The following is a 25,611-nucleotide window of genomic DNA, read 5'->3' on the forward strand; positions in this document are numbered from 1 at the left end:
GATGAATAGTGCCCATTTTGCCCTGGATATAGGAACAAGAACTGTTGTGGGACTTGTTACAGAAGATGGGAACCTCAACATAAAAGCTGCGTGTGTTCATGAGCATAACGAGCGTAGCATGCAGGATGGGCAGATTCATGATATTGAGAAGGTTGCAAAGGTTGTAGACGAGGTCAAAAAAGACCTGGAAAAACAAACCGGATGCAAAGTATCTAAAGTTGCTGTGGCCGTTGCAGGAAGAGCACTTAAAACCTCCAAAGTAAAAGTTTCAGTTGAGATGCCTTACAGAGAAATAAGTCGTGAAGACATCTCTGAACTGGAATTTGAAGCAGTTGCACGCGCCGGAAATCAACTTGGAAATGACAAAGGATTCAATTGTGTTGGGTACTCCGTAGTTCACTACGAACTTGATGGTGAGGGCATTTCCAATATAGTAGGACAGAAAGGAAGTTCTGTCACAGTGGAAGTACTTGCTACTTTTCTGCCTGAAGCTGTTATAAACAGCATGTTTGCCGTACTTGACAGATGCGGACTTGAAGCTTCAAGTATGACACTTGAACCTATTGCAGCCCTTAATGTTGCAATACCTGGTGACATGCGTAAATTGAATATCGCACTTGTAGATATCGGAGCAGGAACTTCCGATATTGCAATTACGGATAAAGGAACCGTAATTGGCTACGGAATGGTCCCTGAAGCAGGAGACGAAATTACTGATTTTATATGTGATCATTATCTTGTGGACTTTAAAAAGGGAGAAAATATCAAAAGATCCCTTACAAGCAAGGAAAGAATAGAACTTGAAGACATCTTTGGCGTTACCACTGAAATCCCGGTAAGCCAGGTGATCGCTGACATCGAGCATGAGGTCGATAAGCTGGCAATGCACATTGCCGAAGAGATTCTTAAAATTAATGAGAAAGTTCCACGTGCAGTGGCTCTTGTAGGAGGAGGGTCACAAATTGCAGGGCTAAAGGAGCATCTTTCAAAACACCTTGACATACCCGTACAGAGAATTGGTTCACGCCTTCCTAAACAGATAGAAGACCTGTCTGATAATACCGGAATTGTCACCGGTGCGGATATGATCACACCACTTGGCATAGCTCGTATGGCAATACTTGAGGAAGGAATAGAATTCATTGACCTGAACGTAAATGGTCTGGAAATTCATCTGATGGATATCAATGGACTTTCTGTTATGGATGCGCTTGTAGCTGCAAAAGTCAAACGCCTCTATCCACGTCCTGGAATGGCACTAAGCCTTACTATTAATTCTAAATTCAGAACAATTGAAGGAGAAATGGGTGAACATGCCACCATATTACTCAATGGTAAAAAGGCAAGTCTTGGTGAGCCCGTACACAAAGGTTCTGTAATTGATTTCACTGCACCTGTGGATGGAAAAGATGCTCACCTGAAAGTTAAAGACCTTATCAGGATGCAGGAGCTGAAAACTGTATACAGGATCAATGTCAATCACATGGAAAAAGAAATCGAACCTTTTGTTAACATTAATGGAAAAAGAGTATCCTTTGAAGATACAATACCTGACCGGGCTGATATTAAGATACGTGCACCCAACCTGGAAGATGTGCTTGATATGGAGTTCAGACAGGATGAGCTTGAAAAGATGTCGGTAAGGATCAACAATACTGTCCGGTATTTCGACAGGATAAATTACTCATTCAAACTGAACGGCGATCCGGTTGACAGAAAAGAACTTTCACAACATCCGCTCAGTGATAACGATATAATACTTATTGAAAAATCAGAGTTTGACTACAGGATCGAGAATATTCTGGGCAAACCTGAAGAAGGCAAAAAGATCAGCGTACTTCTCAATGGCAATGAGATCGTATTTGACGGATCAATGCCGCAAATTACCCTTAATGGGAAAAGGGCATCTCTTTCTGACAGAATCGATGATGGAGACAACATCAAATTGAAAATGGGAGAAGATGCAGAACCTATACTGTCAGACCTGTTTGAATTTATGGATATTAAAAAGGAGGAACTTGTGGGCAAGAGAATGAGACTTCTTGTAAACAATGTTCCTGCCAGATTTACAACCCCTTTGAGGGATGGAAACAATGTGACAATAGAATTTGCAGAGGTATAAAAATGCTTAAAACTGTTGGGAAAAACGAAGAAGAATATTACGCAATACTGAAGAACCTGATCCAGAAAAACCTCGGATTTAATTCAAACCAGTACAAAGATTCTCACTTCAAGAGAAGAATCGATGTCAGGTTGCGTGCAACAAATGCTAAAACCTACAAAGAGTATGTGGAATTGCTCCAAAATGATAGGAATGAGTATCCTGTACTCATGGAAACACTGACAGTAAACGTTACTAATTTCTTCAGAAATCCGGAAGTGTATGATATTGTAGAGAAAGAAGTACTTCCAGCATTAATTAAAGCAAGGAGCAATGGACTGCGTTCAATAAGAATATGGAGTGCAGGGTGTTCCATCGGTGTAGAAGCATATTCCATAGCAATGTTATTAAATCATTTACTTGGCGATGATTTTAGTAAATACAGCATAAAAATAACCGGGACTGACATCGACAAAGATAGTCTCATTAAGGCTCAGAACGGCACATATACAGATATAGAAATGAAGGATGTAAGACCTGCTTTTCTTAAGAAGTACTTCACCAGGGACGGAAACACGTACACAATATCAGATGAGCTCAAGAAGATAACACAGTTCAAAAAACAGGATCTGATATCCGGCCCTAAAATGAGCGGTTTTGATGCAGTATTCTGCAGAAATGTTACTATTTATTTCCAGAAAGAGTTGCAAGAACAGCTATACCTGGACTTTTACAATGCACTTGGGAAAGATGGTTTCTTTGTAATGGGAAAAACAGAGACATTAATAGGACCATCAAAAGACAAATTCAAACCTTACAATTCCAAGGAGAGAATCTACCAGAAATGACATAGAGCATATCAGGAAGTGACATTTAAAAAACGTAATCATGGAGTTTGCAAATGAAACATAAGATATCAAGCCTGAGCGAGTTACAGGTAAGCGCCCTGAGGGAAATTGTGAACATAGGCGTTGGAAACGCTGTAACTTCGCTTTCAAAAATGATAGAAACCGGAGTAAAGATAGAAGTTCCTGACTTTAAGGTTGAGCTTATCGAAAATGTACCTGAGGTCCTTGGAGGAGCTGCTAACGTTGTTTCAGGTGTGATAATGCAAGTCGCAGGGGACGTTGATGGATACATAATAATGATGCTTCCGGAAGATGCCGCCCAGACTATTTGCCAGATCATCACAAATGAGGATAATGTAGATATTCTGACGCCTTTGAATCAGTCCATTCTTGAAGAAGTGGGACATATACTTGCAGGCTCTTATGTAAGCTCCTTATCAGATTTCCTTGGCCTGAATATCAAAATCTCTACACCAATGCAGACTTTTGATATGCTGGGCGCTATTATAGACCAGATATTGATCGAGATGAGCCAGAAAGTTGAACATGCACTTCTTTTTGACACAATGTTCATATTACAGGGCAACAGGACCGATGGTTTCTTCCTGACAATGTTTGATCCTGATTCCATGGATAAGATACTTGATCGTATTGATAAAATGATTTGAAAGGAGTGAAATGAATGAACATAGTACTTGATAAGTTCTATTATGATGCATTAAATGAAGTGGGAAATATCGGGATGGGAAATGCAACAACTGCACTCTCACAACTTGTGGGTAAGTCCATACAGGTTAGCAGTTCATCCCTTTCATTACTTAAAGATAAAGATATCTCCGAGAACCTTAATTCGGAAAAGGTTGGAGCTATAGTGAGAGTAATGGGAGATATGAATGGCGGATTCATATTGGTCCTTGGGAAGAACCATTCTGAAGTCCTGACAGATATGCTTCTTAAAGACAGTCCCGCAGAAGACAATTACATGAAGGCATCTGCATTCATTGAAGTTGCGAATATACTTGCAGGCAGTTATTACAATGCGCTTTCCAAGTTTCTGAACCTTTCTATCATACCCTCAATTCCAGTCATATCCGAAGGAACTACAGATGAGATATTTGAAAAATCTAAAAAGCACATGAGTGGGAAGATCGATCACATTTTCGGCCTGAAAACTCTGTTTGAAATCAAGGGAGAAGATGAGTACCATAGCCTGAGCGGTGATATGTACATGCTCCTGGATACAGCTTCATTGCAGTCAATCATTGACAGGATAGAAGAAATGCGTACGAGATAAACATGATAATAGTGGGAATGGCTGACAGTGCTGTTGCAAAGAAACCCGCAAAACTCACCACTCTAGGATTGGGATCTTGTGTGGGAATTTCACTGTATGACAAAAGCACAGGTGTCGGCGGTATGGTGCATATTATGCTTCCAAGCATAGAAAATGCAAGAGCAAAAGACAATATCGCCAAGTTTGCAGATACAGGAATCCCTGCACTTCTGGATGAGATGACAGAGAAGGGTGCGTATAAACACCGGACAACTGCTAAGATCGCAGGTGGTGCTAGCATGTTCTCATTTAATTCAAATGCCCAGCTCAATATTGGAGAAAGAAACATAGCAGCTACAAAAGAGGCATTGAAACAACTAAAAATACCCATTGTTGCAGAGGATACCGGACAGAACTATGGACGTACCATTGTGCTTGACACTGAAAACGGAGAACTTACTGTCAAAAGCGCACTTAAAGGTATAAAAGTATATTAATATATACAACATAATAATATATCACATGGATAATAATAGGTGACAGCAGGATGTTAACTCCGGAAATTACTATAACACACATAATATTCATATCCATATCATTAGCGTGTGGATTGGCAGCCATATACTTCTGGGTAAAGGTTTATTTTGAAACGAAAAAAGGATCTATTGCCTGGTTACTTCTTGCACTTACAGCTATATTCCTTATCACATCCTCAATATTCCCCTCAATTGCCATCGGTTCTCAGGATGAAGACATTACTGAACTTGTCTTCCTGTTCCTTGGTTTCTGGAGTGCTGTCTATACCAGTATATTTGCTTCTGCAGGATTTTTGATGCTTCAGGCATTTACGACAATTCCAAGGGAAAAGCTAGGAGATTTCCTGATAGAAGGAATGATATTCACAAAACCTGTTGAATCCGAAGATGACATGGAAGAACTGCCTGAAGTAGAGCAAATGTCAAAACTTCTCAGCAGGTCAACACTTATCGAATACACACCTAAGACCCGATACGAAGATTCTGTAATAGAAATCTGCCTTCGCCTTTACGGCGAAATGGTAAACACTGTTCTTGTATCAACACAGCCACGTACTGAAATGTACAAAGAGAAGATTGGAGACCTGATGGATATAGGTGCAATGAAATTTATCGAAATCTCATCCACAACTAAAACTGTCACTAATGAAGAGGGAATTGTAAAATTACCTGCTGATGAAATTGAGAAATTCTTTGAGCTTACAAGCAAGCTTCCTGAAGGCTGTGCCGTTGTCTTTGAACCAATAAGTCAGTTGATCCTGACAGATGGGGAACAAAGGACATACGAGTTTATGTCTGAAATGGTTGAACGCTTCTCTGCCAGCAAATTGCTTCTGGTCGGCATGATAAATAAAGATGCACATGACTTACAGATAATTTCCAGATTTGAAGGTCTTTTCCTGAACCTTGCAGATGAAAAGGATGCAAAGATTCGTGTTGTAAAGGGCGGGAAAGAAGAATACATCCGGTTCTATGTAGGAGAGAAATTCTTCATGGAGCAGGATGTTGAAGTTATACTTGAAGAAAAAAAGGTTGAGTTCTAATGACCAGGCAACTTGACAATTTTCTGATTGATGCATTCAAGGAGATAGGCAGTATAGGTATGGGAAATGCTACTACTGCCCTGTCCCAGCTTATTGAGAAAAGAGTGCAGTTAAACCTTTCAGATGCACGTTTGTTTGAACCGTCTGCTATTATCGACATAATACCGGACTCCATTACAATGACCGGTATAATGATCCCGATCCACGGGGATATGAATGGTCTTGTAATGCTGCTGTTTGAGTTTGGCAATGCTGTTTATCTGAGCAACCTGCTGTTACAAAGTATCGAGCATGAGGATGACCCCAGTATTTATGAGTCTGCTCTTCTTGAAACAGGAAACATTATTGCCGGATCATATCTGAATTCACTTTCATCTTTCCTTAATCTTAAGATCATGCATTCTGTGCCGGACATAAGTATCGGCAATATTGAGGAGATCCTGAAAAAGAGCCTCAATATGATGCATAAAGAACCGGAAGGAATACTGAACATGGAAACAATGTTTATGGTTTACACATCTGAAAAAGACGTCGGAGCCGGCACTATCTATGGAGATATGTTCCTTCTGCTGGAAGAGGAATCGCTTGACAGGATGCAAAATTCCATTCAGGAAATGCTGAAATGACTTTACAATTATGAATCAGGTTTTACGGTTGAACTATATGAAAAATATCTGGACACAGCATCTGGAACGATCAAATAATGATGATCGAAACGGGGAAAGCACGTTTTCACAGATGCTACACTCTCTTGTCAGAATTGAGAATGGTAGCTATCTACGGGCAACCAGCACAGATACTCCGGGAATTGGAAATCGAACTGATGAAACTGCTCTTTACAAGGCAGAAACAGAGGTCCAAATCTGGGAGGCTGATAGTCATAAAGGGTACGAACTTGGAATAGATTCCCTGAAAAAAGATAGTGTAAAACTAATCATGGCAGAGGATGGACAACTTATCCTCAGATACAACGTTGCCGGTGAAACACCATTTGAAATGGCTGTGAAATCTGAAGACGATGCTCTGAATATTATAGCGGAAGATAATGCAACAACTGAACAGCTTTACCCGGCTAACCCGGAGCTTAAATGGATTAAAATAACATAACTTTAATATTAATCTATTAATTCAATGGCAAAGAATAAAAACCATAACAACAATTAATATATAAATATAGTATAATAACTAATCGGACCCGAGAGATAAAGGAGACCTATAATTATGATGGACATTGCAATTTACTCGCTTGTTGATGACATGGTTAGCAAAGCAGGAACAGAAGGTGTCGTAGAATACTGGCTTCGTGTAGGTGAGAGCTATGCAGAAAGGATGGGCAAAGAAGCATATGTGGGATGGCCTGCCTTTAATGTGGCAATGAAGGATGGAAGGACATCTCTCACTGTAGAAGGTGATGTTAATGTCCAGACCGACCTCGCTATCACAGATAAGGATGGAGATGTCATCGGTTATGTCTATGCTTTAAAAGTGTGCCCAATGGCACCTACCATGGGAAGATACATTTCAAGAATCGGCCCAATACCTGATTCTGACACCGACGTGGCTGACAGCTATAATAACCGTGTAAGAGATTCAGCTGTTTCTAATTACTGCATTACTCACCAGAAATTCAGGGAAGTTGCAGCTAACAATATTACTGTTGCAAAACAGGCCCTTGAATGTCTGCATCTTGCAAACAAAGGAATGACCGGTGAAGTGAAAATGGTACAGGAAAACCTTGCCAGGATCAATGTTGACGAGAGACACATTAAAAGTATTCTCAGAAATGCATCCTGCGTGTTCGCTCTTATTGTTAAAGGCAAGAGTGCAGGCGAGGAGATTATAGATTAAAGGTGATCATATGGCTGAAAATATAGAATCCAATCCTTTTGTTGATGTTTCAGTGTTCCTGTTCTTTGAGGATATTTCCGATAAGCAGGGTGTTGAAGGTTTTACCAATTACATGGTTGGCCAGGCAGAATCACTGGCAAAATCCGTACCTGAGGAAGAATACCAGACCTGGGATGACTTTGCAAATGCTGTAATTAACGGTGAATCCGTACTTTCATCATTTGAGCATATCGGACAGATAAGTAAATATGGTTTTGTCACAAAGGTGTGCCCATTCTCCAAAGCCATCAGGGAATACATTAAGAGAATCGGTAACTTCAACCCGGTTCATATGGAAGCAACAGACCATTATAATCACACAATACAGCCTTCTGCCGCACACAGTGCATGCATGATGCACCAGACTTACCGCAAGGAAGTTGCAAAGAGAATTAAGATTGGCGGCAAACCACTTCAGTATGCTCAGATCGCAGCAAAGGCATATACAGGTAAGATAGCACTCCCACCAGAATCATGGAAGAAAGTCCTGCTTGAGAAAGCTGGAATTTCCGAAACCCAGGGATTCATGGAAATGAGGGAGAACAGTTGCCTGTATCTTCTTTATGTTGAAGAATAAGAGAGAAACATTTTGGAGCAGTAAAGTATATACTGCTCTAAAACTGATTTTCTATTAATGGAACCTATAATCATTTTCCTTTTTTCTTTACTTCTAATCCTCATTCTCACAGCAAAGCTTAGATTGCACCCTTTTATTAGTCTGATTATTACATCTGCCATCATAGGAATACTTGCAGGTGAAGCATCTACAACGATAGAAACGATTACATCCGGCATGGGGAAAGTATTCTCACATTTTGCTATAATCATCGCTGCCGGAAGCATTATAGGGCTTATACTGCACAGAACAGGTGGAGCAAAACTAATTGCCAGCGATATTATAATGATATCAAAAAAGCCGCTTTTCGGCCTGAATATACTTGGATTTATTTTTGCAGTACCACTTATGTGCTGCATCCTTGCCTATGTGATATTCATCCCGGTTGCAAGAGAGATACGAATCAGGGAAGGATTTCCAAATGTTCTGACGGCATCAGTACTTGTTTTTGGAACTCTGGCATCGTACAATCTAATATACCCATCCCCAGTTGTTTATTCTGCCGTTTATGATTTAGGAATTAATGCCAGTGATGTGATGATTCCCGGAATTATAATTTCGTTTATTGTTTCTATTACAGGATACTTCTATGCTACGAAATTCTGCAAAACAGGAGATATTAGTAATTTCATAGTTGACACTGAAACAGAAAATAAGAATATGAATACTCCCAGCAGGATGGCTGCTTACTCTCCAATTGCTATTCCTGTTGCATTAATCCTTACAGATGTATTCACAAACATAGCCATATTTGACATTCTGGGTGAACCTGACATGGCACTATTAATCGGAGTTGTCATGGCGATATTCTTTGCTTACAGGCAGTACAGCTTTGATTCTGTAAGAGAATGGGTTGAAAAAGCAATCAAAAGAAGCGGTGTGGTAATTCTGGATATGTGTGGAGGCGGCGCACTTGGTGCCACTCTCGCAATGACAGGAGTTGGTCAGGAGATGGGAACCTTTCTTTCAGGATTACCTTTACCTGCAATACTTGTGCCTTTCCTCATTGCAGTTGCAATACAGAGCGTACAGGGTTCCCGTGTTGTCACTATGCTGGTCGCACCTTCAATAGTTATACCTCTTGTACCGGTGCTTGGCCTACCACCGGTCATCGTGCTCTTTTCAATGGCATCAGGAACGTTCCTAATATCACACTTTAATGATCCGTTCTTCTGGATATATAAGGATCTGGCAGAACTGGAAACATCTGAGGTTCTGAGAAGTTATACGCTGGGTGGTGCAGTGATGGGAATTAGCAGTCTGATGCTTACAGGTGTAGCATATATGCTGTTCTACTGAATGAAAAATATCAAAATGCAAAATGAATTCAAGAGCAAATTAATCCAAAAAAGAAAAGACATGACCGGTCAGACCGGTCATCTGTTTTAACGTTTAATGATGTGCGTGTTCGTCTTCAGCCTTCTGCTTTTCCCATGACTCGTGTGCCTCGTTGATTGAAGCAAGGCACTTCTTGCAGAGATGTACTGTATCAGGGTCAGCGCCTTTTGAGAATGAAGGCCTGCTGATTGTAACATCGTACAACTGTGCGATTGCACCACAGAAATCACATACACCTGCTGTTCCGCAGCTTGGTGACTCTTCCAGTGCATCATGGGCTTTTTTACCTGCATTAAGGCATCCTTCGCAAAGTCCCTGCCACATTCCATGAGGATAGGAATTCTCATACTTTGGTTTGAATACCCTTACAGGAACCACTGTTGGAATTCCGACTCCACAAAGATCGCAATCTGTCATTTTACATACCTCCTGTGAGCAGTACTGATGCTGCTTCCATTGCCCAGTGGACAAATGGCTCTGACCAGAAACCAAGTGCAAGTACACCAACTGCTGCAATTATCATTGCAATGGTATATGGGAATGGTTCTGAGACTTTCTCACTGTCTGTTGGTAGGAAGTACATGTACTTGACAATCTTTGCATAATAGCCCAGTGAAATTGCACTGTTAAGAATTGCAATTACAGCGAGCCATACAAAGCCTGACTGGATGGTTGATGAGAACAATACAAACTTGCTCATATAACCTGCTGTGAGCGGGATACCTGCAAGAGCAAATACGAATATTGTCATACAGAGAGCTGTTATTGGCATTCTCTTTCCAAGACCTCTGAAGTTTTCAATGTGGTCTGGGTCAGCTGAATCCTTGTTCTCTGAAAGTACCATGTATGTCACAGCTGCAGTTGCAATGAAAGCTCCTGCTTTCATGAAACCATGTGACAGTGCATAGAATATTCCACCGCCAAGTGCAATTGGTGTGAGTACCACAAATGCCATTGTGATGTAACCTGCCTGTGCAAGTGAAGAGTATGCAAGCATTCTCTTAACACTTGTCTGTTTAAGGGCTACAACGTTACCGTATGTCATTGTGATGACTGCAAGTATTGCAAAAGCGATCTGCCAGTCTGCCTTAAGAGCGATGAGTGCAACCACAAATACCTTGAGAGCTGCTACGATACCCATCTTCTTTGAACCTGCTGCAAGCAGTGCTGATACAACTGATGGTGAACCCTGGTATGTGTCAGGCGCCCACATATGGAATGGTACAAGAGCGATCTTGAAACCGAATCCTGCAAGCAGAAGAACTACTGCAACAATTCCAATCGGGCTTGATGCAAGTGTAGCTGAGTTTGCTGCAATTTCAGGAATACTTGTTGTACCGGTTGCTCCGTAGACATATGAGATACCAAGAAGCATAAGTGCTGCTGAAAGTGAACCGATGATGAAGTACTTCATAGCGGCTTCCAGTGACTTGATATTCTTCTTCTCAAAGCCTGCAAGTGCATATGTTGCAAGACTTGCAAGTTCGAATGCAACGAAAAGTACCATGAGGTCGTTTGCTGATGCAACGAACATCATACCGATTGTTGCGAAGAGTCCAAGGGTAAAGAACTCTTCTGTGTTGCTGTTGCCTTCAGTGTATTTGATTCCTGCAATCGTGAAGAGTAATGCGACAACAAGGAAGACTATCTTGAAGAACTGTGACAGCGCATCAATTGACACCGTATTGTAGAATAACAATGCTTCTGTTCCAAGACTTGAAACTGTCAGTGCCAAGGCAATCAGGACACCAAGGGATGCCAGATAGCCAAGTATCTTCTTTGAATCTGTTGGAAGGAACAGTCCGATAAGCAATACTGCCAGTCCTGTTACCGCAATGGTGAGTTCAGGTGCTACTAACATAAGATTCATAATTTACACCCCCATTGCAGCCATCAGGCTGACTATGTGCTCTGAGTTCGTCATCATCATATCAAATACCGGGTTTGGATGAAGTCCGAAGTACAGTATGAGTATAGCAATGACTCCCATTGAAAAAGTCTGGAAGGTATTAATATCTGTAACTGTACCGAGTTTCTCGTTATAGACACCAAACATAGCCCTCTGGAGAGCCCAAAGGTGATATGCTGCTGTTATCACAATGGCAAGCACTGCAATTATCACATATGATGGCAGGTTCACGAAGCTTCCTGCAAGTACGGATACTTCTGCAATGAAACCAGTGAGACCTGGAAGTCCAAGGGATGCCATAAATGTCAGTACCATAATGACTGCCAGCTTTGGCATTTTCTGTGCAAGACCACCAAGATCGTTCATTATCCTTGTACCTGTTGTGTTGTTGATAACACCACATGACATGAACATAATGCTCATGATAAGTCCGTGTGAGAACTGCTGGAACATTGCTCCTGACACAGAGAGTGATATCAGACCGGCTGCACCGAGTGTTACATAGCCCATGTGACTTACACTGGAGTATGCAACCATTCTCTTCATGTCCTTCTGTGAGAGTGCAAGGAATGCACCGTAGAGAACACTTACAGAACCGAGAGCTGCCATGATGGTTATCATCAGGTTTGGTGATGCAGTGAATGGCAACATTGGAAGCATGACCTTAAAGAGACCATATCCACCGATCTTGAGCATGACAAAGAGCACACTGCCGGCAGTTGGTGCCTCAGTATATGCATCTGGAAGCCATGAGTGGAATGGGAAACTTGGGATCTTCACAATGAAACCGAAGAGCAGTGCAAGGAAAATCATATCCTTTGCAATTCCGGATTCAATGAACTGGAACTGGCTGATAAGCGTTGGTATGTCCAACGTTGGAGTTCCTGTCATGTCCCATGCTGCGAAGTAAAGTCCGAATATACCTAGCAACATCACAAGGGACGCCACGTGAGTATAGATAAAGAACTTAATTGCTGCTTTATGTTTGTTGGGTCCTCCCCATATGCTCACCATGAAGAAGAGCGGAATGAGTGTAAGTTCCCAGAATATGTAGAACAGGAAGAAGTCCAGTGCGGCGAATACACCGATTACTGCACCCTCTGTTGCGAGTATGCATGCATAGAACTTGTTTGGTGATTTCCTGTCATCGTTCCATGTGAAGAGAACGAGCAGTGGAAGTACAATTGCATTGAGAAGAATCAATGGCATTGCGATTCCGTCAACACCGAGATGGTAGGTAATTCCAAGGGATGGTACCCACTGTGCAAGTTCCTCAAATTGGTTATCTGCTATAGTGCTATCGAAGTTAAAGTACATGTATACTGTAAGTAACAGTACAATAACAGTACCGGCAAGTGCTATTACTCTTGCCTGTTCTTTTGTTTTTGTTAATAATGCAAGTGCTGCAAATATCAGAGGTATCAGCACGATCATTGAAAGTATCGGCATCATCAGAGTACCTCCATTACCACTTTAATGAGAATGACCAGAAGACTTACTCCGGTAATTACTGCTGTGGCATAATTCTGTACTGCTCCTGTCTGGAACTGACGCAGTGATTCACCAGCTTCCAGTGTAAAGTCACTGAACCATTTAACAATCCAGTCAAATCCTCTGTCAACTGCACGTCCTGCAAAGGCAAAGCCTTCGTAGATTACCTTGACTGAGATAAAGTTGGTGAATATGGAATTCTGGTAGTACCTGTTGTACAGGAGTTTGTAAATAGGGTTGTTTCTTGATACAAGCTTGTCCATGTTGACAATCTTAAGTCCGTAGATCAGGAATGTAATTACAAGACCTGCAAGTGCCATGATGAGTGGTAGCCAGAGTATAAGCATTGGCTCTTCACCTGCATGTTCTGCAAGGTGATAACCACCGAGCGTTGCCAGGCTTGAAATATCCATGTTTACGAAGTTGTTCACGAATGTCTCACTCACGAATGTGTTGAATGTCTTGGTTGTAAGTCCACCGAAGACCAGTGCACACAGTGCGAGTATTGAAAGTGGGATTGTCATTGATGCAGGGGACTCGTGACCACCGTAATCTGTACGTGGCTTACCATAGAATGTCATGAAGATAAGCCTGAAGATATAGATGGAAGTCAGCAGAGCTGCTGCGATTGAGAAGATATATGGCAACCATGTACCTGTTGTCTCTCCGAAGAGGTATGCATTCTCAATGATTGCATCCTTACTGAAGAAACCACTTGTACCGATGGATGTGCCTGGAATACCTATTCCGGTAAGTGCCAGTGAAGCAATAATCATTGTAATTGCTGTAATTGGCATTACCTTTGCAACGCCTCCCAGCTGTCTCATATCGTGTGTACCGACTGCGTGAATCACACTACCAGCACACAGGAAGAGAAGAGCCTTGAAGAATGCGTGGTTGATCAGGTGGAAAAGAGCAATACCGACTGCTTCAGATCCTACTGCTGCACCTACACCAAGTCCAAGCATCATGTAACCGAGCTGACTTACTGTAGAGTATGCGAGTACACGCTTAAGGTCGTTCATGACAATTCCCATTGTTCCTGCGAATATTGCAGTGAAAGCACCAACGTATGCTACTACCATGAGTGAGTCCGGAGCTGCGATGAACATTGGGAATGTTCTTGCAACCAGATAGACACCGGCTGTAACCATTGTTGCTGCGTGTATGAGAGCTGAAACGGTTGTTGGACCTTCCATTGCATCAGGGAGCCACACATGGAGTGGGAACTGACCTGACTTACCAACAGCACCACCGAAGAATAGGAGTGTTATCAGGGTAATGTGGCTGACCTCCATTCCAAAGATGTTTGCATTAATTGCTGCAAGATCCGGAATATGTGCGAAGATCTCATCGAACCTGAGTATATAGACACCATCGGGGACGTTGCCGTTGAATATCTTGAAAAGGTCTGAGAACAGGACAATGATACCTGTAAGGAACATTACGTCACCAATTCTGGTTGTCAGGAAAGCCTTCTTTGCTGCTGTTGCAGCGGATGGTTTCTCGAACCAGAATCCGATAAGCAGGTATGAACATACACCCACGAGCTCCCAGCAAATGAAGAGCTGAAGGATGTTATCTGAAAGAATCAGACCAAGCATTGAAGCTGTAAACAGTGCTGTCTCAGCAAAGTACCTTGAAGGTGCTTTGTCATGTGACATATAACCTGTAGAGTAGATGTGAATAAGCAGACTTACGAATGTAACCATTGTAAGCATAACTGCTGCCAGAGGATCGACAAGGATACCTACGTTGAGTATGGCAAACCAGCTATATGACTGACTCACAACTTCTTCAGGGTTTGCAAGTAAGTTCAATGTAATTAATAGAGATATTATGAATGATGTAGCAATAGCTGCTATTGGTATTATTGCACCGCCAGTTGGCAATTTCTTCCCAAGGAAGAATGTAAGCACAAAGGCCAGTGCAGGCAGAACCGGTATTAAGAATGCAAGATTTTCGACTGCCATTTTTACCACCTCAGTATGTTAATATGGTCAAGGCTGATCGTATCCTTCATTCTGTAAAGGGCCATGAGTATAGCAAAGCCGATTGCTGCTTCACATGCTGCAAGTGCAATGGAGAACAGTGCAAATACCTGTCCTGTAAGGTCATGGTGATAGCTTGAGAATGCTACAAGGTTAAGGTTTGCAGCATTAAGCATGAGCTCAACACACATGAGAATACGAATACCACTGCGCTGTGTCATAAGTCCGTAAAGACCTACGGAGAATATGATTGCTGCAAGAGCAAGATAAAGTGCAATTGGTATCATTTGTTATCATCTCCTTTTGCCATGTAAATAGCACCTATTAATGAGGACAACAATACGATTGATAGTATTTCGAACGGTACCACGAAATCAGTGAAAATCATTATACCGATAGCTTGAATGTTACTCTGATCATCAATGTTCTGTGGAAGCTGATCCATTGTTGGCCAGCTTGTAAATGCAACTGACACAACGATTACCAACAGGAACAGAAGTGCGATAATCATTCCAAGTATTCGTGGTTTAAGGTAGTCATACACAGATGTGATAACATCCATCGCTGTAAATGATATTTCTTTATTCAGCATCTGCACCAAACTCCTTCTTAGTAAGCATTACAGCGAACAATATCAGTACACCGACTGCACCAATGTATACCAGTACCTGGACTACTCCAAGGAACTGTGCATTGAGCAATATGTACATAGCTGCAATCAAAAACATTGTAGTTACAAGCGCAATAGCTGCCCTTACTACATCCTTTGCTGTTACTACAAAGAGTGAGAACACTATCGATAAAACAGCCAGGATAGCAAAGACTATCATTTCAATGACTGAGCCTACTGTGGCGACCATCTGCTCACCTCTTCACCTGCTTCTTCTTCTGCATTAATGTCAACTTCCCTTGCCAGCATGTCCGGTGTAAAGAGAAGATCCTCGTGGTTCCAGCGGATCACACCTGTCAGGTACACCTTTGAACTTGACAATGCTTCCTTTGGACACTGACTGATACAAAGACCACAGAACATACAGTGACCGATATCAATTGTAGGGAACCATCTCTGCTTGTCACTTTCCGGATTGACACGTGCCCTGACTATCTTGATACAATTGTTAGGACATGTGTTGGCACATATTCCACAGCCTATACATTTCGATTTATCCAGTTCCTGTAAGCCCCTGAACCTGTCTGAAAGCTTTGTGGGTTCTTCCGGACACATTCTTGTTACAGGTGGTTTGAAATAAATATTCTTTAAAGATGTTATGAAATTTTTAAGAACCAATCAGTACACCCCCAGAAGACCAAGTGCGATTACCCATCCCAAGTTAAGGAGGGACAATGGCAGGAGTTTTTTCCAGCTAAGGTCTACTACCTGGTCGATCCTGAACCTTGGAAGAGACCATCTGATCATGATAATTCCAAGCATTACCAAAGCCACCTTTAACAGGTAGTATACTGTTGGAAGAATTACACCAACAATTGTTATGTCTGTCAAAAATGTTGGCAGGTTCCATCCACCAAGGAACAACAGTACAACAAGCATTGAACCGAGAATCAGGTGTATGTATTCTGCAAAGAAAACATAACCGAACCTCATACTTGTGTATTCGGTGAGGAAACCGGCAATGAGTTCTTCCTCGGACTCGTTCTGGTCAAATGGATGGCGACCCATATCAGCCATAAGAGCAATGAAGAACACAACAAAACCCAGTGGCTGCATTATTATGAACCACAGTGGACTCTGAGCCTCTGCAATCTTCACAATGTCCAGTGAACCGGCCATAATGGCAACACTGACAACACAGATTCCAAGAGGAACTTCATATCCTACCATACGTGCAAAGTTCCTGAAAGCTCCCAGAGTAGAGAACTTGTTGTTCGCACTGTATGCAACCATGAAAATACCTATAATCGAGATTGCAGACACTGCTTCGATATAAAGAACACTTATATCCATTTGGGTTGCTGCAATCACATAACTCTGACCATTTATAATAATAGCACCAAAAGGAAGTGCTACTAGCATAAGGAAGACAGAACCCATAAGAAGAATAGGTGCTGAAACGAATAATAATCTGTCAGCGTTCTTAGGAATAATATCTTCTTTTGTAAACAGTTTGATAGCATCCGCAGCGAGCTGTAGTAATCCGTGAGGACCCACTCTGTTAGGACCGTATCTCTGCTGAACATCGGCAGAGAGTTTACGCTCGAACCAGACAGCTATACAGGCACCACCGAAAACGGCACCCATAAGGCATAATCCTAAAATAGCTCGCAGGATCGGATTATAGATTATTGCTTCTATATCCATCATAATCACCTGTCAACTTCACTGGTACATGTGTCCATACTACCGGCAATAGCCACGATATCTGCAACCTGCACACCTTTTATCAGTGGTGGCAGAGTCTGCAGTGTAGGGTACACAGGTCCCCTTACCTTTACACGGTATGGTTTATCAGATCCATCAGACACCATATACATTCCCATTTCACCACGTGGAGCCTCTACGCGATGGAATACTTCTCCAGGAGGAACTCTCATTACAGGAGATCTCTTTCCATACGGAGTATTCTCCGGGAAAATCGGTCCGTTAGGAATCTGGTCAAGGCACTGCTCTACAATGTGCATACTTTCACGCATTTCATCAAGGCGTACCTGAACTCTTGCGTAAACGTCACCATCTGTATGTGTACAAACCTTAAAATCGAGGTCCTTGTAGACAAGATAAGGCTCATCCTTACGGACATCAAAAGCAAATCCTGTTGCCCTAAGTGGTGGACCACAAACACCGAGGTCCTTTGCAACATCTGCTGTAAGAACACCTACACCCTTTGTTCTTGCCTTATAGATAGAATCAGTACTGAATAATTCTTCATATTTGTCAACGGCTTTTCTAAGGTTTCCGAACACGTATTTGGCATCCTCTTTAAATCCGTCAGGCAGATCATCCTTTACACCACCATATCGCAGGAAACTGTGTGTGACACGTGCTCCTGTAAGGGAGTCTATAAGAGACATCAAATCTTCCCTGTCCCTGATGGTATACATGAACATGGTCACAAAACCAACGAATTCAGCATATTCGCCCATAGCAAGCAGATGACTCTGTATTCTGGAAAGCTCTTCTATAATTACACGTATATATTGAGCTCTTTCAGGCACTTCGATACCTGCAAGTTTCTCCACACAACCAACGTATACTTCCTCATTGGTCATTGCTTCAAGGTAACATATCCTGTCCATTATAGTAATGCCCTGAAGATAGGTCTTGTTTTCAAGGATCTTTTCAATGCCTTTGTGAATATAACCCATTTCAATCTCGGAGTCCACAACGGTCTCACCCCTCAGTTTAACATTCAATCTCCAGGGGCCGAAAAGCATCGGATGTTGTGGTCCGATTTGTAATATCATTTCAGAAGGTCCAACTGTTTTATCCATAATTTAACCCTCACACTAAATTCCTAGCTGTTTTGTTGGGGAAGCCTTTGTAATCCTTACGCCATGGCCACTCACCGTGTAGCTCTTCTGGAAGTAAAAGAGGTTTAAGGTCAGGGTGGTTAAGGTACTTCACACCATACATTTCGTACGTTTCTCTTTCGTACCAGTTCGCATTCCAGTAAACAGCTACTATGGACTCTATCTCAGGGTTATCCCTTGGAAGGAGAGCCTTCATGGTGATGACCACCGGATGGTCATAGGAACCTATTATGTATACTGTTTCAATCTCGTTTCTGTCCGGATAATCTGCTCCTAACTCACAGCAAAGATGTCCGAAAGAAAGATCTTCCTTGAGGTAGCGGCAAACTTCCACTACGTTTTCAGGCTTCACTTTGGCAACGATCCTGATGTCAGACTCGACACTGGCATCATAAATATCTTCTGGAAACTTGCCTGTAAGTGAAGAGATAATAGAATTAGCATCCATTGATTCACCTCAATACTCTGTACCTTTGTCCTTCTTTGCTTCGATCTTTTTCTGAAGCTCAACAAACGCCTGAATCAAAGCTTCACACCTGGGTGGACATCCCGGGACATAAACATCCACAGGGAAATAATCCTCAATGTTCTGACGGGTACTGTATGACTCGTAGAAAGGACCACCACTGATTGCACAGTCTCCGAAGCATATACACCATTTTGGTGCAGGCATCTGATCCCATATCCTCTTCAAGGCTGGAAGGTACTTCCTTGTTACATAACCACTGATGATCAATACATCAGCATGTCTTGGGGAATTACGTGGAATAATACCGAAACGATCGGTATCATAATGCGCCATACCTGTTGCAAGTAGTTCAACACCACAGCAACCCATTGCATTTACAGTGAACCATAAAGAGTTCTTACGGCCCCAGTTTAGAACATCCTGAATCTTTGTTTTCTTAATGAAATCACAGATTGCATTTGACTCCGTAAGCATCGTTCCCGGAACGTCAGTATATCCTACGTTTAAAACATCATTTTGTTCGACGTTCGTCTGCTCTATTTCATCCATTTAAGAGCCTCCTTTTTGATCAGATAAACGTAGCCAAACAATACAACAAAGATAAAAACAAGCATTTCAGCGGTTGCGATAGAAGTGATATCATGTCCCTTGAAAATCGTAGTCCATGGATAAAGGAAAAGGACTTCAATATCAAAAAGGACAAAAGCAATGGCATAAAGATAGTATTCGACATTGAACTGTATTCTGGCATTTCCTACTGGAACAGAACCAGCTTCATATGTCGCGTACTTTGCTGATGCTTTACTCCTCGGACTTACCAATTTAATGATAAGCATTGTTATGGGAGGCATCACTAGTGCCACAATGAGAATTACTGCAACCGGTATGTAACTATTGGCTATGTTACTAATATCGATTATTCCTGACATAAACTATTCTCCTGAAAGTTATAATGATACATAGACTATTTGTATAAAACACCTTCGTGCGAAGGATTACGCAAATATCTATTCAAACTGTGCGGATAGATAAACAATATCTGTCGACATATTTTTCAATAGATAGAGTTCTAATAATTGATAATAATTCATCATATTTAAATTGTCTCAATTAAAATACCGCAGCCAGAAAACCAGCCAAAAACTATAATAAGAAAGAGTGACGGAAATCATGATGAAATGCACAGGCAGAAAAGAAACTGTGCCTGAAAATAATATATATTTCAGATTATAATTTTTAAACGCTTTTAAGTGAAAAATATTTCTTAATTACGGCGTCGCACTCAGAACAGGAAATAACCATCCAGTCACCAACGTCTCTTCGTGTGTATTTCTCAAATATGGAAGCACCACATTCCGGACAAACATAGTAATCCTTGAAATAATAGTGGTAAAAGTGAGGAGTTGCCTCCAGCCAGTCAAGTACTTTTTGCATATGCTCAAAATAGCGCTTCTTTGACGGGTGACCGTCCCCATTTTCCAGAGCATCCTGAACTCTTGTGCTGATTTCCCGGGTATGCTGACCTGATCTCTGCGCCAGTTTCTTGTAATCAGAAATGTATTTCGTAGTGCTATTAAGATAATTCAAATACGCAGCATGAGCTTTAGGTTCACGTTTCCAGATCGTGCGCAGGAAGTACTCACCCATAACATCTTCCATAATATCTGCGCATGTCGTGCATATGTTATAACCTTCAAACTGCTTGAAATCCTGCAGTTCACCACATATCATGCAAGTTTCCATAAAGTCCACCTTTAGAGAGAACGTGGTGTCATTGCTTCACGTGTGAACATAATCGGGAAGATATTGAGGACTGCAAGAAGATCACCTTCTCTTACCCTTCCACTTTCCTGACCAATAATATAGGCCGAATTTATGACACGTTCACTGTCCACAGGTTTTGCGCCGCCTTTAGCACCGACCTTGATAAGAGAAACAACTGCATGGTGCGAAAATGTACATGGAAGTGCCACCATATCAGGATCCAGATGTATCTCTTTTACATTGAGCTTCTTGAATTCGCCTGCACGTATCTCCGCATCCTCATCAGAAATTACCATTTCCCATTTGGCACGTGTTGCGATGGTAAATTCATATGGTGCAGCCTTAACCTTTCGAGATGTCAATTCCCCATTATCCCTTGAAACTACCTGGATCACTTCTTTCTTCATAAGTTCACCTAAAAATAAACTGGCATAATGATATATAAAAGTTCGCCAAAATTGTCATGAATAATCATGATGGTACCAGAGGATGAATACAACACTTTATTCAAAAGAAACAAAAAACAAAAATACGCTCACGTTGACATGTTATTAGACAATTTTATTTTTTGAGGATTACACAACTCTTTTCCTTGTGGCATTTTGTTGTCAGTATGCTCTGGGAATCTTTTATTCCATCCATGTTGCCCAGCACCTGCAGAACATTTTCTTTCAGGGAATGAATATCAAAGGTTCTCACCTTCAAAAGAAGATCATATGGCTCAAGCAACTCATAGACTTCCAGCACATCATCAATCGCTTTCAGACGATTGATAATATTGATCCTCTTACTCTGCTCGATATTAACACCTATAAAAGTCGTAACATTAAGACCAACTTCATTTGTATCGACCTTGACAGTGAATTCTTTGATAACCCCCGTTTCACGCATCTTTTCAATTCTCTTATGCACCGTAGATGTCGCAAGATTAAGAGCTGTTGCAATCTCAGTGCTGTGCATACGAGAGTCTTTGCAAAGATATTCTAATATAGCCAGATCAACTTCATCCATGATAATATAATTAGTTATTAATAATAATAAATATTTCTGTTTAAATCCCTAGATGACAAAAATGTGTAAGATATTGAAAATAATATTATCTCGCGTAACTCTTCATGCCCGATAGAACAAAAAAAAGAACAATAAGACTTTTTATTCTTGAAAACCTTATACAATGAAATCCGGTGAATGTAATATGAAAGTAAACAAAAACTGTGTAGGTTGTGGCCAATGTGCTGCTTTTTGCAAATTTGGAGCCATTGAGATCAGAGGAAAAGCAAGTTTTACTTCTGCCTGCATCGAGTGCAGAGCATGTGCCGCATACTGTCCGGTTAAAGCAATAGAGGCATAGGATGAAAACAATTATTATCGGATCAGGACTGGGAGGGCTCTTGAGTGCAGCAAAGCTTTCAAAAGCAGGATATGAAGTAGAGATATTCGAACGTCTCCCCATCATCGGAGGAAGGTTTACCAATATCCCATATCAGGGTTTCCAGCTGAGTACCGGCGCATTACACATGATCCCCCACGGGCCTGAAGGACCCCTTTCACAATTACTGAAAGAAGTAGGTGCAGATGTAGAAATCATTCGCAGGAAACCAGTATCCGTTATAAGAATCCCGCGAAACAAAAAAGACATCGATTATAAATTCGGCCACAAGGACATTATTTTTGAGGACTTTAAAATTCCATTCTCGCTTTTAAATCGCCTTAAACTCATATATTACATCGCAACTACAAGGAAAAATCCTCCAACAGGACAGTCTTTTGAAGAGTGGTGTAGAAAACACATACCTCAAGACTGGACATACCGCATTTCAGATGCATTCTTTGGGTGGGCACTCAGCCTGAAAGGTGCAGACGTACCCGTAGAAGAAGCCTTTGCAATTATTGAGAATCTATACCACTTTGGAGGACCGGGAGTTCCTATGGGAGGATGCAAAGGAGTTACTGATGCACTGGTAGATATTATCACATCCAATGGTGGAACCATACATACATCCACTGAAGTTACAGGTCTTAAATTAGATAACGATAAAGTTACCGCAGTTATCGTAGATGGCGTGGAACATGAAGCAGATCTTATTATTAGCGATATAGGCCATCCCTTAACTGCAAAACTTATAGGAACCGAGACGAATGTTAGCGGAATGGATGAATACGTACACAAGTCAAAGGACCTAAAACCATCCGCAGGAATTAAGATCTGTCTTTCTTCCGATAAACCACTGATAGGGCATGGTGGCGTGCTCCTCACACCTTACGCAAAAAGAGTTAACGGGATCTGCGAAGTAACAAATGTTGATCCATCCCTTGCACCGGCTGGTAAACATCTTACCATGTCACACCAATGTGTTCACTGGAGTGATCTTGATAATCTTGACAGGGAAATTGAACTTGGGCTTGAAGACCTCAGGGACATTTTCGCAGGAAAAGAATATGAAGTACTCCTGATACAATCATATTCAAATGATTGGCCTGTAAACAGATCACCTTCAGGAGCAGACCTTAAGAACAGAACTCCAATGTCAAACCTATTCGTAGTAGGGGATGGAGCAAAAGGAAAAGGTGGCATTGAAGTTGAAGGTATTGCCCTAGGTGTAAAGAACTGTATGCAGAATATTTTGATGGAATGACATGTATAAAAATAATAAGCAGTTAAACTTATGTAATGGTTGCTTTAAAACAAGGAAGTAACAATGAATGAATTTGTAACATTCTGCCGTAATGTCTTCGTACCGGTCACAAATATTTGCAGGAATAACTGCAAGTATTGCACTTTCAGGTGCGACCCTGATGATCCGGATGCAAAACTTATGAAGATAGATGAAATTTTACCAATATTAGAAAATGGTAAAAAAGCAGGATGTACAGAAGTTCTTTTTACATTCGGAGAATATGCAGAGCAAGTGCCCAAGTATAAAGAATGGCTGGAAGAGCTAGGATACAGCAACACAGTGGACTACATATGTGAATTGTGTAAAATAGCCATAAATACAGGACTCTTGCCGCATACCAATGCAGGCATATTGAACTATACAGAACTTGAGAAGCTTAAACCCCTGAACGCCAGTATGGGACTGATGTTAGAGACAACAGCAAATGTAGCAGCACATGAAGGATCTCCTGGAAAAATACCTTCCACGAGAATAAAGACAATTCGTTACGCAGGTGAGCTTCATATTCCCTTTACAACAGGCATATTAATAGGTATAGGTGAGACACTTGATGATAGGATCAATTCCCTGCTGACCATTGCAGAACTACATGAAGAGTACGGGCACATACAGGAAGTCATAATACAGAATTTTACTCCCAAACCAGATACACCAATGGCAGATATGCCCTCTCCAACCGAAGAAGAGATGATACAGGCAGTATTGATAGCAAGGGAAATTCTTCCGGATGACATAGCAATACAGGTTGCACCAAACCTGATTGATCCATATATCCTGATCCAATGCGGTGCCAGTGACCTTGGGGGCATCTCACCAACTACAATTGACTGGATAAACCCTGAAACTGAGTGGCCAAGTGTCTCTGAATTGAAGGAAATGGTGAATGGGACAGAACTTAAAGAGAGACTTCCACTTTATCCGCAGTACATTAAGAAAGGGTGGTATAGCGATAATTTGAAAGAGCTTATTCACAATCTTGCAGACGATGATGGCTATCGAAAAATTTGATTTTCGATTGGGGCACACACTTTAAATACAAAAGAAAAGTATCAGTGAGAACTATGAACCCTATTATCCCGGAAGACATCATTGAACGAGCCAATCAGGGCATGACCACAAAAGAAGATGCGCTTTTTCTCTTAGAAGTGCCGCCGTTCAAGCTATTTGAACTTGCGGACAGGCTGCGCCAGGAAACTGTAGGAGACACAGTTACCTATGTAGTGAACCGCAACATAAACTTCACTAATCGTTGTATCGGAAATTGCGGGTTCTGTGCGTTCTGTGATAACACAGGATATATTCTGGACATACAGGAAATACTTGAAAAAGTAAGGGATGCAGAGAAACAGGGAGCAACCGAGGTTTGCATCCAGGGAGGGCTTCTTCCAAATGTGGACATTAATTTCTATACAGACATAATCAGAGCTGTCAAGACAGAGTTCCCACACATCCACACACATGCATTCTCCCCCATGGAAGTATACCATGCTGCAAAACAAACAGGTATCACCGTGGGTGAAGCTCTTACAATGCTCAAGGAAGCGGGACTTGACACCATGCCAGGTACTGCCGCAGAAATACTGTCCGACAGGGTAAGAGATATTATCTGCCCTGGTAAGCTCAGGACCGATGAATGGGTTGATGTAATCACACAGGCACACCAAACCGGCATCAACACTACTGCAACTATAATGTACGGGCACGTAGAGACGATCGAGGAACGCATCGACCATATAATGCTTATCAGAGATATACAGAAAAAGACCGGAGGATTCCTGGAGTTCGTACCACTGACATTCATGCCTTACAACAACAGGATAGGCGATGAGATGATCAGGCAGGGAAAATACGCAACCCCTGGAATTCAGGATCTGCAATTATATGCTCTTGCGCGCATTATTCTTAATACTCACATCGATAATATCCAGGCAAGTTGGGTCAAGCTCGGAAAGAAGCTGGCACAAGTAGCTCTTTACTGCGGTGTTAATGACCTTGGCGGAACCCTTATGGAAGAGAAGATCTCAGCATCCGCAGGCTCTACAAATGGCCAGTTCATGTCAGCAGAGGAACTTGAATGGTTCATCACATCATCAGGAAGACAGCCGTTGCAGCGGAACACAACATACAAACCGATTCTCAGCAATAACCCAGAACAGATGAAACTCAAGATAGCCTGAGGAA

At 41.6% G+C, this 25,611-nt stretch carries 31 protein-coding genes; 15 read left to right on the forward strand and 16 right to left on the reverse strand.

What is annotated here, in order from left to right:
* The first annotated feature begins 1 nt into the window (after position 1).
* The 11 genes from FKV42_RS06320 to FKV42_RS06370 all read left to right on the forward strand — a co-directional run bounded on the left by FKV42_RS06320 (position 2) and on the right by FKV42_RS06370 (position 9,603).
* Positions 2-2,122: a cell division protein FtsA gene (locus FKV42_RS06320; RefSeq protein ID WP_154809382.1), complete on the forward strand. Its 2,121-nt coding sequence runs from the start codon at positions 2-4 to the stop codon at positions 2,120-2,122.
* Positions 2,123-2,124: 2 nt separating this feature from the next.
* Positions 2,125-2,949 carry a CheR family methyltransferase gene (locus FKV42_RS06325; RefSeq protein ID WP_154809383.1) on the forward strand — a complete coding sequence of 275 codons (825 nt, stop codon included), beginning with the start codon at positions 2,125-2,127 and terminating at the stop codon, positions 2,947-2,949.
* Between the two features lie 53 nt (positions 2,950-3,002).
* Entirely contained in the window at positions 3,003-3,617 is a 615-nt protein-coding gene (locus tag FKV42_RS06330) for a chemotaxis protein CheC (RefSeq protein WP_154809384.1), read from the forward strand.
* A gap of 14 nt (positions 3,618-3,631) precedes the next feature.
* Positions 3,632-4,243, forward strand: a complete 612-nt coding sequence (locus FKV42_RS06335) for a chemotaxis protein CheC (protein WP_154809491.1) — start codon at positions 3,632-3,634, stop codon at positions 4,241-4,243.
* 2 nt (positions 4,244-4,245) lie between these two features.
* Positions 4,246-4,719, forward strand: coding sequence for a chemotaxis protein CheD (locus tag FKV42_RS06340; protein WP_154809385.1), 474 nt, complete (start codon positions 4,246-4,248; stop codon positions 4,717-4,719).
* Positions 4,720-4,769: 50 nt separating this feature from the next.
* A complete protein-coding gene (locus FKV42_RS06345; protein WP_154809386.1) occupies positions 4,770-5,801 on the forward strand; it encodes an MATE family efflux transporter in 1,032 nt (343 codons plus the stop codon).
* Positions 5,801-6,427 carry a chemotaxis protein CheC gene (locus FKV42_RS06350; protein ID WP_154809387.1) on the forward strand — a complete coding sequence of 209 codons (627 nt, stop codon included), beginning with the start codon at positions 5,801-5,803 and terminating at the stop codon, positions 6,425-6,427. Before FKV42_RS06345 ends, FKV42_RS06350 begins: the two co-directional genes overlap by 1 nt.
* Positions 6,428-6,464: 37 nt before the next feature.
* Positions 6,465-6,908 (forward strand): hypothetical protein, encoded by a 444-nt coding sequence (locus FKV42_RS06355; RefSeq protein WP_154809388.1) that lies wholly within the window; start codon positions 6,465-6,467, stop codon positions 6,906-6,908.
* A 114-nt stretch (positions 6,909-7,022) separates the two neighbouring features.
* A complete protein-coding gene (locus FKV42_RS06360) occupies positions 7,023-7,649 on the forward strand; it encodes a hypothetical protein (protein WP_154809389.1) in 627 nt (208 codons plus the stop codon).
* Between the two features lie 10 nt (positions 7,650-7,659).
* Positions 7,660-8,265 (forward strand): hypothetical protein, encoded by a 606-nt coding sequence (locus FKV42_RS06365; RefSeq protein ID WP_154809390.1) that lies wholly within the window; start codon positions 7,660-7,662, stop codon positions 8,263-8,265.
* A 57-nt stretch (positions 8,266-8,322) separates the two neighbouring features.
* Positions 8,323-9,603 (forward strand): GntP family permease, encoded by a 1,281-nt coding sequence (locus FKV42_RS06370; RefSeq protein ID WP_154809391.1) that lies wholly within the window; start codon positions 8,323-8,325, stop codon positions 9,601-9,603.
* A 93-nt stretch (positions 9,604-9,696) separates the two neighbouring features.
* On the opposite strand, the gene fpoO is transcribed toward FKV42_RS06370, so the two are convergent.
* From fpoO to FKV42_RS06450, 16 genes are all read right to left on the reverse strand, one after another.
* Complete coding sequence (gene fpoO, locus FKV42_RS06375; protein ID WP_154809392.1) at positions 9,697-10,059, reverse strand: F420H2 dehydrogenase subunit FpoO; 363 nt, start codon at positions 10,057-10,059, stop codon at positions 9,697-9,699.
* 1 nt (position 10,060) lies between these two features.
* Positions 10,061-11,512: a F(420)H(2) dehydrogenase subunit N gene (fpoN, locus tag FKV42_RS06380; RefSeq protein ID WP_394348047.1), complete on the reverse strand. Its 1,452-nt coding sequence runs from the start codon at positions 11,510-11,512 to the stop codon at positions 10,061-10,063.
* 3 nt (positions 11,513-11,515) lie between these two features.
* Positions 11,516-13,003 carry a F(420)H(2) dehydrogenase subunit M gene (gene fpoM / locus FKV42_RS06385; RefSeq protein ID WP_154809394.1) on the reverse strand — a complete coding sequence of 496 codons (1,488 nt, stop codon included), beginning with the start codon at positions 13,001-13,003 and terminating at the stop codon, positions 11,516-11,518.
* Entirely contained in the window at positions 13,003-15,015 is a 2,013-nt protein-coding gene (fpoL, locus tag FKV42_RS06390; RefSeq protein WP_196214069.1) for a F420H2 dehydrogenase subunit FpoL, read from the reverse strand. The genes fpoM and fpoL overlap by 1 nt, the downstream gene beginning before the upstream one ends.
* 2 nt (positions 15,016-15,017) lie before the next feature.
* The gene (gene fpoK, locus FKV42_RS06395; protein ID WP_154809396.1) at positions 15,018-15,320 is read right to left on the reverse strand and encodes a F420H2 dehydrogenase subunit FpoK; all 303 of its coding nucleotides are present in this window, start codon (positions 15,318-15,320) and stop codon (positions 15,018-15,020) included.
* Positions 15,317-15,625 (reverse strand): F420H2 dehydrogenase subunit FpoJ, encoded by a 309-nt coding sequence (fpoJ, locus tag FKV42_RS14195; protein WP_154809397.1) that lies wholly within the window; start codon positions 15,623-15,625, stop codon positions 15,317-15,319. Before fpoJ ends, fpoK begins: the two co-directional genes overlap by 4 nt.
* Positions 15,615-15,893: an NADH-quinone oxidoreductase subunit J gene (locus FKV42_RS14200; protein ID WP_154809398.1), complete on the reverse strand. Its 279-nt coding sequence runs from the start codon at positions 15,891-15,893 to the stop codon at positions 15,615-15,617. The genes fpoJ and FKV42_RS14200 overlap by 11 nt, the downstream gene beginning before the upstream one ends.
* Positions 15,878-16,321, reverse strand: a complete 444-nt coding sequence (fpoI, locus tag FKV42_RS06410; RefSeq protein ID WP_154809399.1) for a F420H2 dehydrogenase subunit FpoI — start codon at positions 16,319-16,321, stop codon at positions 15,878-15,880. The genes FKV42_RS14200 and fpoI overlap by 16 nt, the downstream gene beginning before the upstream one ends.
* Positions 16,322-17,353 carry a F420H2 dehydrogenase subunit FpoH gene (gene fpoH / locus FKV42_RS06415; RefSeq protein WP_394348048.1) on the reverse strand — a complete coding sequence of 344 codons (1,032 nt, stop codon included), beginning with the start codon at positions 17,351-17,353 and terminating at the stop codon, positions 16,322-16,324.
* 2 nt (positions 17,354-17,355) lie between these two features.
* Positions 17,356-18,480, reverse strand: coding sequence for a F420H2 dehydrogenase subunit FpoD (fpoD, locus tag FKV42_RS06420; RefSeq protein WP_154809400.1), 1,125 nt, complete (start codon positions 18,478-18,480; stop codon positions 17,356-17,358).
* 10 nt (positions 18,481-18,490) lie between these two features.
* Positions 18,491-18,967, reverse strand: coding sequence for a F420H2 dehydrogenase subunit FpoC (fpoC, locus tag FKV42_RS06425; RefSeq protein ID WP_154809401.1), 477 nt, complete (start codon positions 18,965-18,967; stop codon positions 18,491-18,493).
* 9 nt (positions 18,968-18,976) lie between these two features.
* A complete protein-coding gene (gene fpoB, locus FKV42_RS06430) occupies positions 18,977-19,537 on the reverse strand; it encodes a F(420)H(2) dehydrogenase subunit B (protein ID WP_154809402.1) in 561 nt (186 codons plus the stop codon).
* Positions 19,525-19,917: a F420H2 dehydrogenase subunit FpoA gene (gene fpoA, locus FKV42_RS06435; RefSeq protein WP_154809403.1), complete on the reverse strand. Its 393-nt coding sequence runs from the start codon at positions 19,915-19,917 to the stop codon at positions 19,525-19,527. Before fpoA ends, fpoB begins: the two co-directional genes overlap by 13 nt.
* Positions 19,918-20,224: 307 nt before the next feature.
* A complete protein-coding gene (locus FKV42_RS06440; protein WP_154809404.1) occupies positions 20,225-20,731 on the reverse strand; it encodes a hypothetical protein in 507 nt (168 codons plus the stop codon).
* 11 nt (positions 20,732-20,742) lie between these two features.
* On the reverse strand, positions 20,743-21,159 hold the full coding sequence (locus FKV42_RS06445) for a DUF22 domain-containing protein (protein ID WP_154809405.1): 417 nt from the start codon (positions 21,157-21,159) through the stop codon (positions 20,743-20,745).
* 154 nt (positions 21,160-21,313) lie between these two features.
* Positions 21,314-21,763, reverse strand: a complete 450-nt coding sequence (locus FKV42_RS06450) for an Lrp/AsnC family transcriptional regulator (RefSeq protein ID WP_154809406.1) — start codon at positions 21,761-21,763, stop codon at positions 21,314-21,316.
* A 184-nt stretch (positions 21,764-21,947) separates the two neighbouring features.
* Between FKV42_RS06450 and FKV42_RS06455 the strand changes: the two genes are divergently transcribed.
* From FKV42_RS06455 to cofH, 4 genes are all read left to right on the forward strand, one after another.
* Positions 21,948-22,103 carry a 4Fe-4S binding protein gene (locus FKV42_RS06455; protein WP_023844394.1) on the forward strand — a complete coding sequence of 52 codons (156 nt, stop codon included), beginning with the start codon at positions 21,948-21,950 and terminating at the stop codon, positions 22,101-22,103.
* Between the two features lies 1 nt (position 22,104).
* Entirely contained in the window at positions 22,105-23,388 is a 1,284-nt protein-coding gene (locus FKV42_RS06460; protein ID WP_154809407.1) for a phytoene desaturase family protein, read from the forward strand.
* Between the two features lie 63 nt (positions 23,389-23,451).
* On the forward strand, positions 23,452-24,438 hold the full coding sequence (cofG, locus tag FKV42_RS06465; protein WP_154809408.1) for a 7,8-didemethyl-8-hydroxy-5-deazariboflavin synthase subunit CofG: 987 nt from the start codon (positions 23,452-23,454) through the stop codon (positions 24,436-24,438).
* 53 nt (positions 24,439-24,491) lie between these two features.
* Positions 24,492-25,607: a 5-amino-6-(D-ribitylamino)uracil--L-tyrosine 4-hydroxyphenyl transferase CofH gene (gene cofH / locus FKV42_RS06470; protein ID WP_154809409.1), complete on the forward strand. Its 1,116-nt coding sequence runs from the start codon at positions 24,492-24,494 to the stop codon at positions 25,605-25,607.
* The last annotated feature ends 4 nt before the right edge of the window (positions 25,608-25,611 follow it).

Source organism: Methanolobus vulcani (assembly GCF_006546655.1).
In the GTDB taxonomy this organism is placed as follows: Archaea; Halobacteriota; Methanosarcinia; order Methanosarcinales; family Methanosarcinaceae; genus Methanolobus; species Methanolobus vulcani_A.

Bases quoted from the DNA above. Each gene is read 5' to 3' on its own strand.
- fpoD (WP_154809400.1), bottom strand. From the start codon at position 18,480: ATGGATAAAACAGTTGGACCTTCTGAAATGATATTACAAATCGGACCA.
- FKV42_RS06350 (WP_154809387.1), top strand. From the start codon at position 5,801: ATGACCAGGCAACTTGACAATTTTCTGATTGATGCATTCAAGGAGATA.
- FKV42_RS06335 (WP_154809491.1), top strand. From the start codon at position 3,632: ATGAACATAGTACTTGATAAGTTCTATTATGATGCATTAAATGAAGTG.
- cofH (WP_154809409.1), top strand. From the start codon at position 24,492: ATGAACCCTATTATCCCGGAAGACATCATTGAACGAGCCAATCAGGGC.
- fpoC (WP_154809401.1), bottom strand. From the start codon at position 18,967: ATGGATGCTAATTCTATTATCTCTTCACTTACAGGCAAGTTTCCAGAA.
- FKV42_RS06320 (WP_154809382.1), top strand. From the start codon at position 2: ATGAATAGTGCCCATTTTGCCCTGGATATAGGAACAAGAACTGTTGTG.
- FKV42_RS06345 (WP_154809386.1), top strand. From the start codon at position 4,770: ATGTTAACTCCGGAAATTACTATAACACACATAATATTCATATCCATA.
- FKV42_RS06370 (WP_154809391.1), top strand. From the start codon at position 8,323: ATGGAACCTATAATCATTTTCCTTTTTTCTTTACTTCTAATCCTCATT.
- FKV42_RS06325 (WP_154809383.1), top strand. From the start codon at position 2,125: ATGCTTAAAACTGTTGGGAAAAACGAAGAAGAATATTACGCAATACTG.
- FKV42_RS06355 (WP_154809388.1), top strand. From the start codon at position 6,465: ATGAAAAATATCTGGACACAGCATCTGGAACGATCAAATAATGATGAT.
- fpoH (WP_394348048.1), bottom strand. From the start codon at position 17,353: ATGATGGATATAGAAGCAATAATCTATAATCCGATCCTGCGAGCTATT.
- FKV42_RS06450 (WP_154809406.1), bottom strand. From the start codon at position 21,763: ATGGATGAAGTTGATCTGGCTATATTAGAATATCTTTGCAAAGACTCT.
- FKV42_RS06330 (WP_154809384.1), top strand. From the start codon at position 3,003: ATGAAACATAAGATATCAAGCCTGAGCGAGTTACAGGTAAGCGCCCTG.
- FKV42_RS06365 (WP_154809390.1), top strand. From the start codon at position 7,660: ATGGCTGAAAATATAGAATCCAATCCTTTTGTTGATGTTTCAGTGTTC.
- cofG (WP_154809408.1), top strand. From the start codon at position 23,452: ATGAATGAATTTGTAACATTCTGCCGTAATGTCTTCGTACCGGTCACA.
- fpoB (WP_154809402.1), bottom strand. From the start codon at position 19,537: ATGGATGAAATAGAGCAGACGAACGTCGAACAAAATGATGTTTTAAAC.
- fpoK (WP_154809396.1), bottom strand. From the start codon at position 15,320: ATGATACCAATTGCACTTTATCTTGCTCTTGCAGCAATCATATTCTCC.
- FKV42_RS06440 (WP_154809404.1), bottom strand. From the start codon at position 20,731: ATGGAAACTTGCATGATATGTGGTGAACTGCAGGATTTCAAGCAGTTT.
- FKV42_RS06360 (WP_154809389.1), top strand. From the start codon at position 7,023: ATGATGGACATTGCAATTTACTCGCTTGTTGATGACATGGTTAGCAAA.
- fpoJ (WP_154809397.1), bottom strand. From the start codon at position 15,625: ATGCTGAATAAAGAAATATCATTTACAGCGATGGATGTTATCACATCT.
- FKV42_RS06445 (WP_154809405.1), bottom strand. From the start codon at position 21,159: ATGAAGAAAGAAGTGATCCAGGTAGTTTCAAGGGATAATGGGGAATTG.
- fpoL (WP_196214069.1), bottom strand. From the start codon at position 15,015: ATGGCAGTCGAAAATCTTGCATTCTTAATACCGGTTCTGCCTGCACTG.
- FKV42_RS14200 (WP_154809398.1), bottom strand. From the start codon at position 15,893: ATGGTCGCCACAGTAGGCTCAGTCATTGAAATGATAGTCTTTGCTATC.
- FKV42_RS06460 (WP_154809407.1), top strand. From the start codon at position 22,105: ATGAAAACAATTATTATCGGATCAGGACTGGGAGGGCTCTTGAGTGCA.
- fpoN (WP_394348047.1), bottom strand. From the start codon at position 11,512: ATGAATCTTATGTTAGTAGCACCTGAACTCACCATTGCGGTAACAGGA.
- FKV42_RS06340 (WP_154809385.1), top strand. From the start codon at position 4,246: ATGATAATAGTGGGAATGGCTGACAGTGCTGTTGCAAAGAAACCCGCA.
- fpoO (WP_154809392.1), bottom strand. From the start codon at position 10,059: ATGACAGATTGCGATCTTTGTGGAGTCGGAATTCCAACAGTGGTTCCT.
- fpoA (WP_154809403.1), bottom strand. From the start codon at position 19,917: ATGTCAGGAATAATCGATATTAGTAACATAGCCAATAGTTACATACCG.
- fpoM (WP_154809394.1), bottom strand. From the start codon at position 13,003: ATGATGCCGATACTTTCAATGATCGTGCTGATACCTCTGATATTTGCA.
- FKV42_RS06455 (WP_023844394.1), top strand. From the start codon at position 21,948: ATGAAAGTAAACAAAAACTGTGTAGGTTGTGGCCAATGTGCTGCTTTT.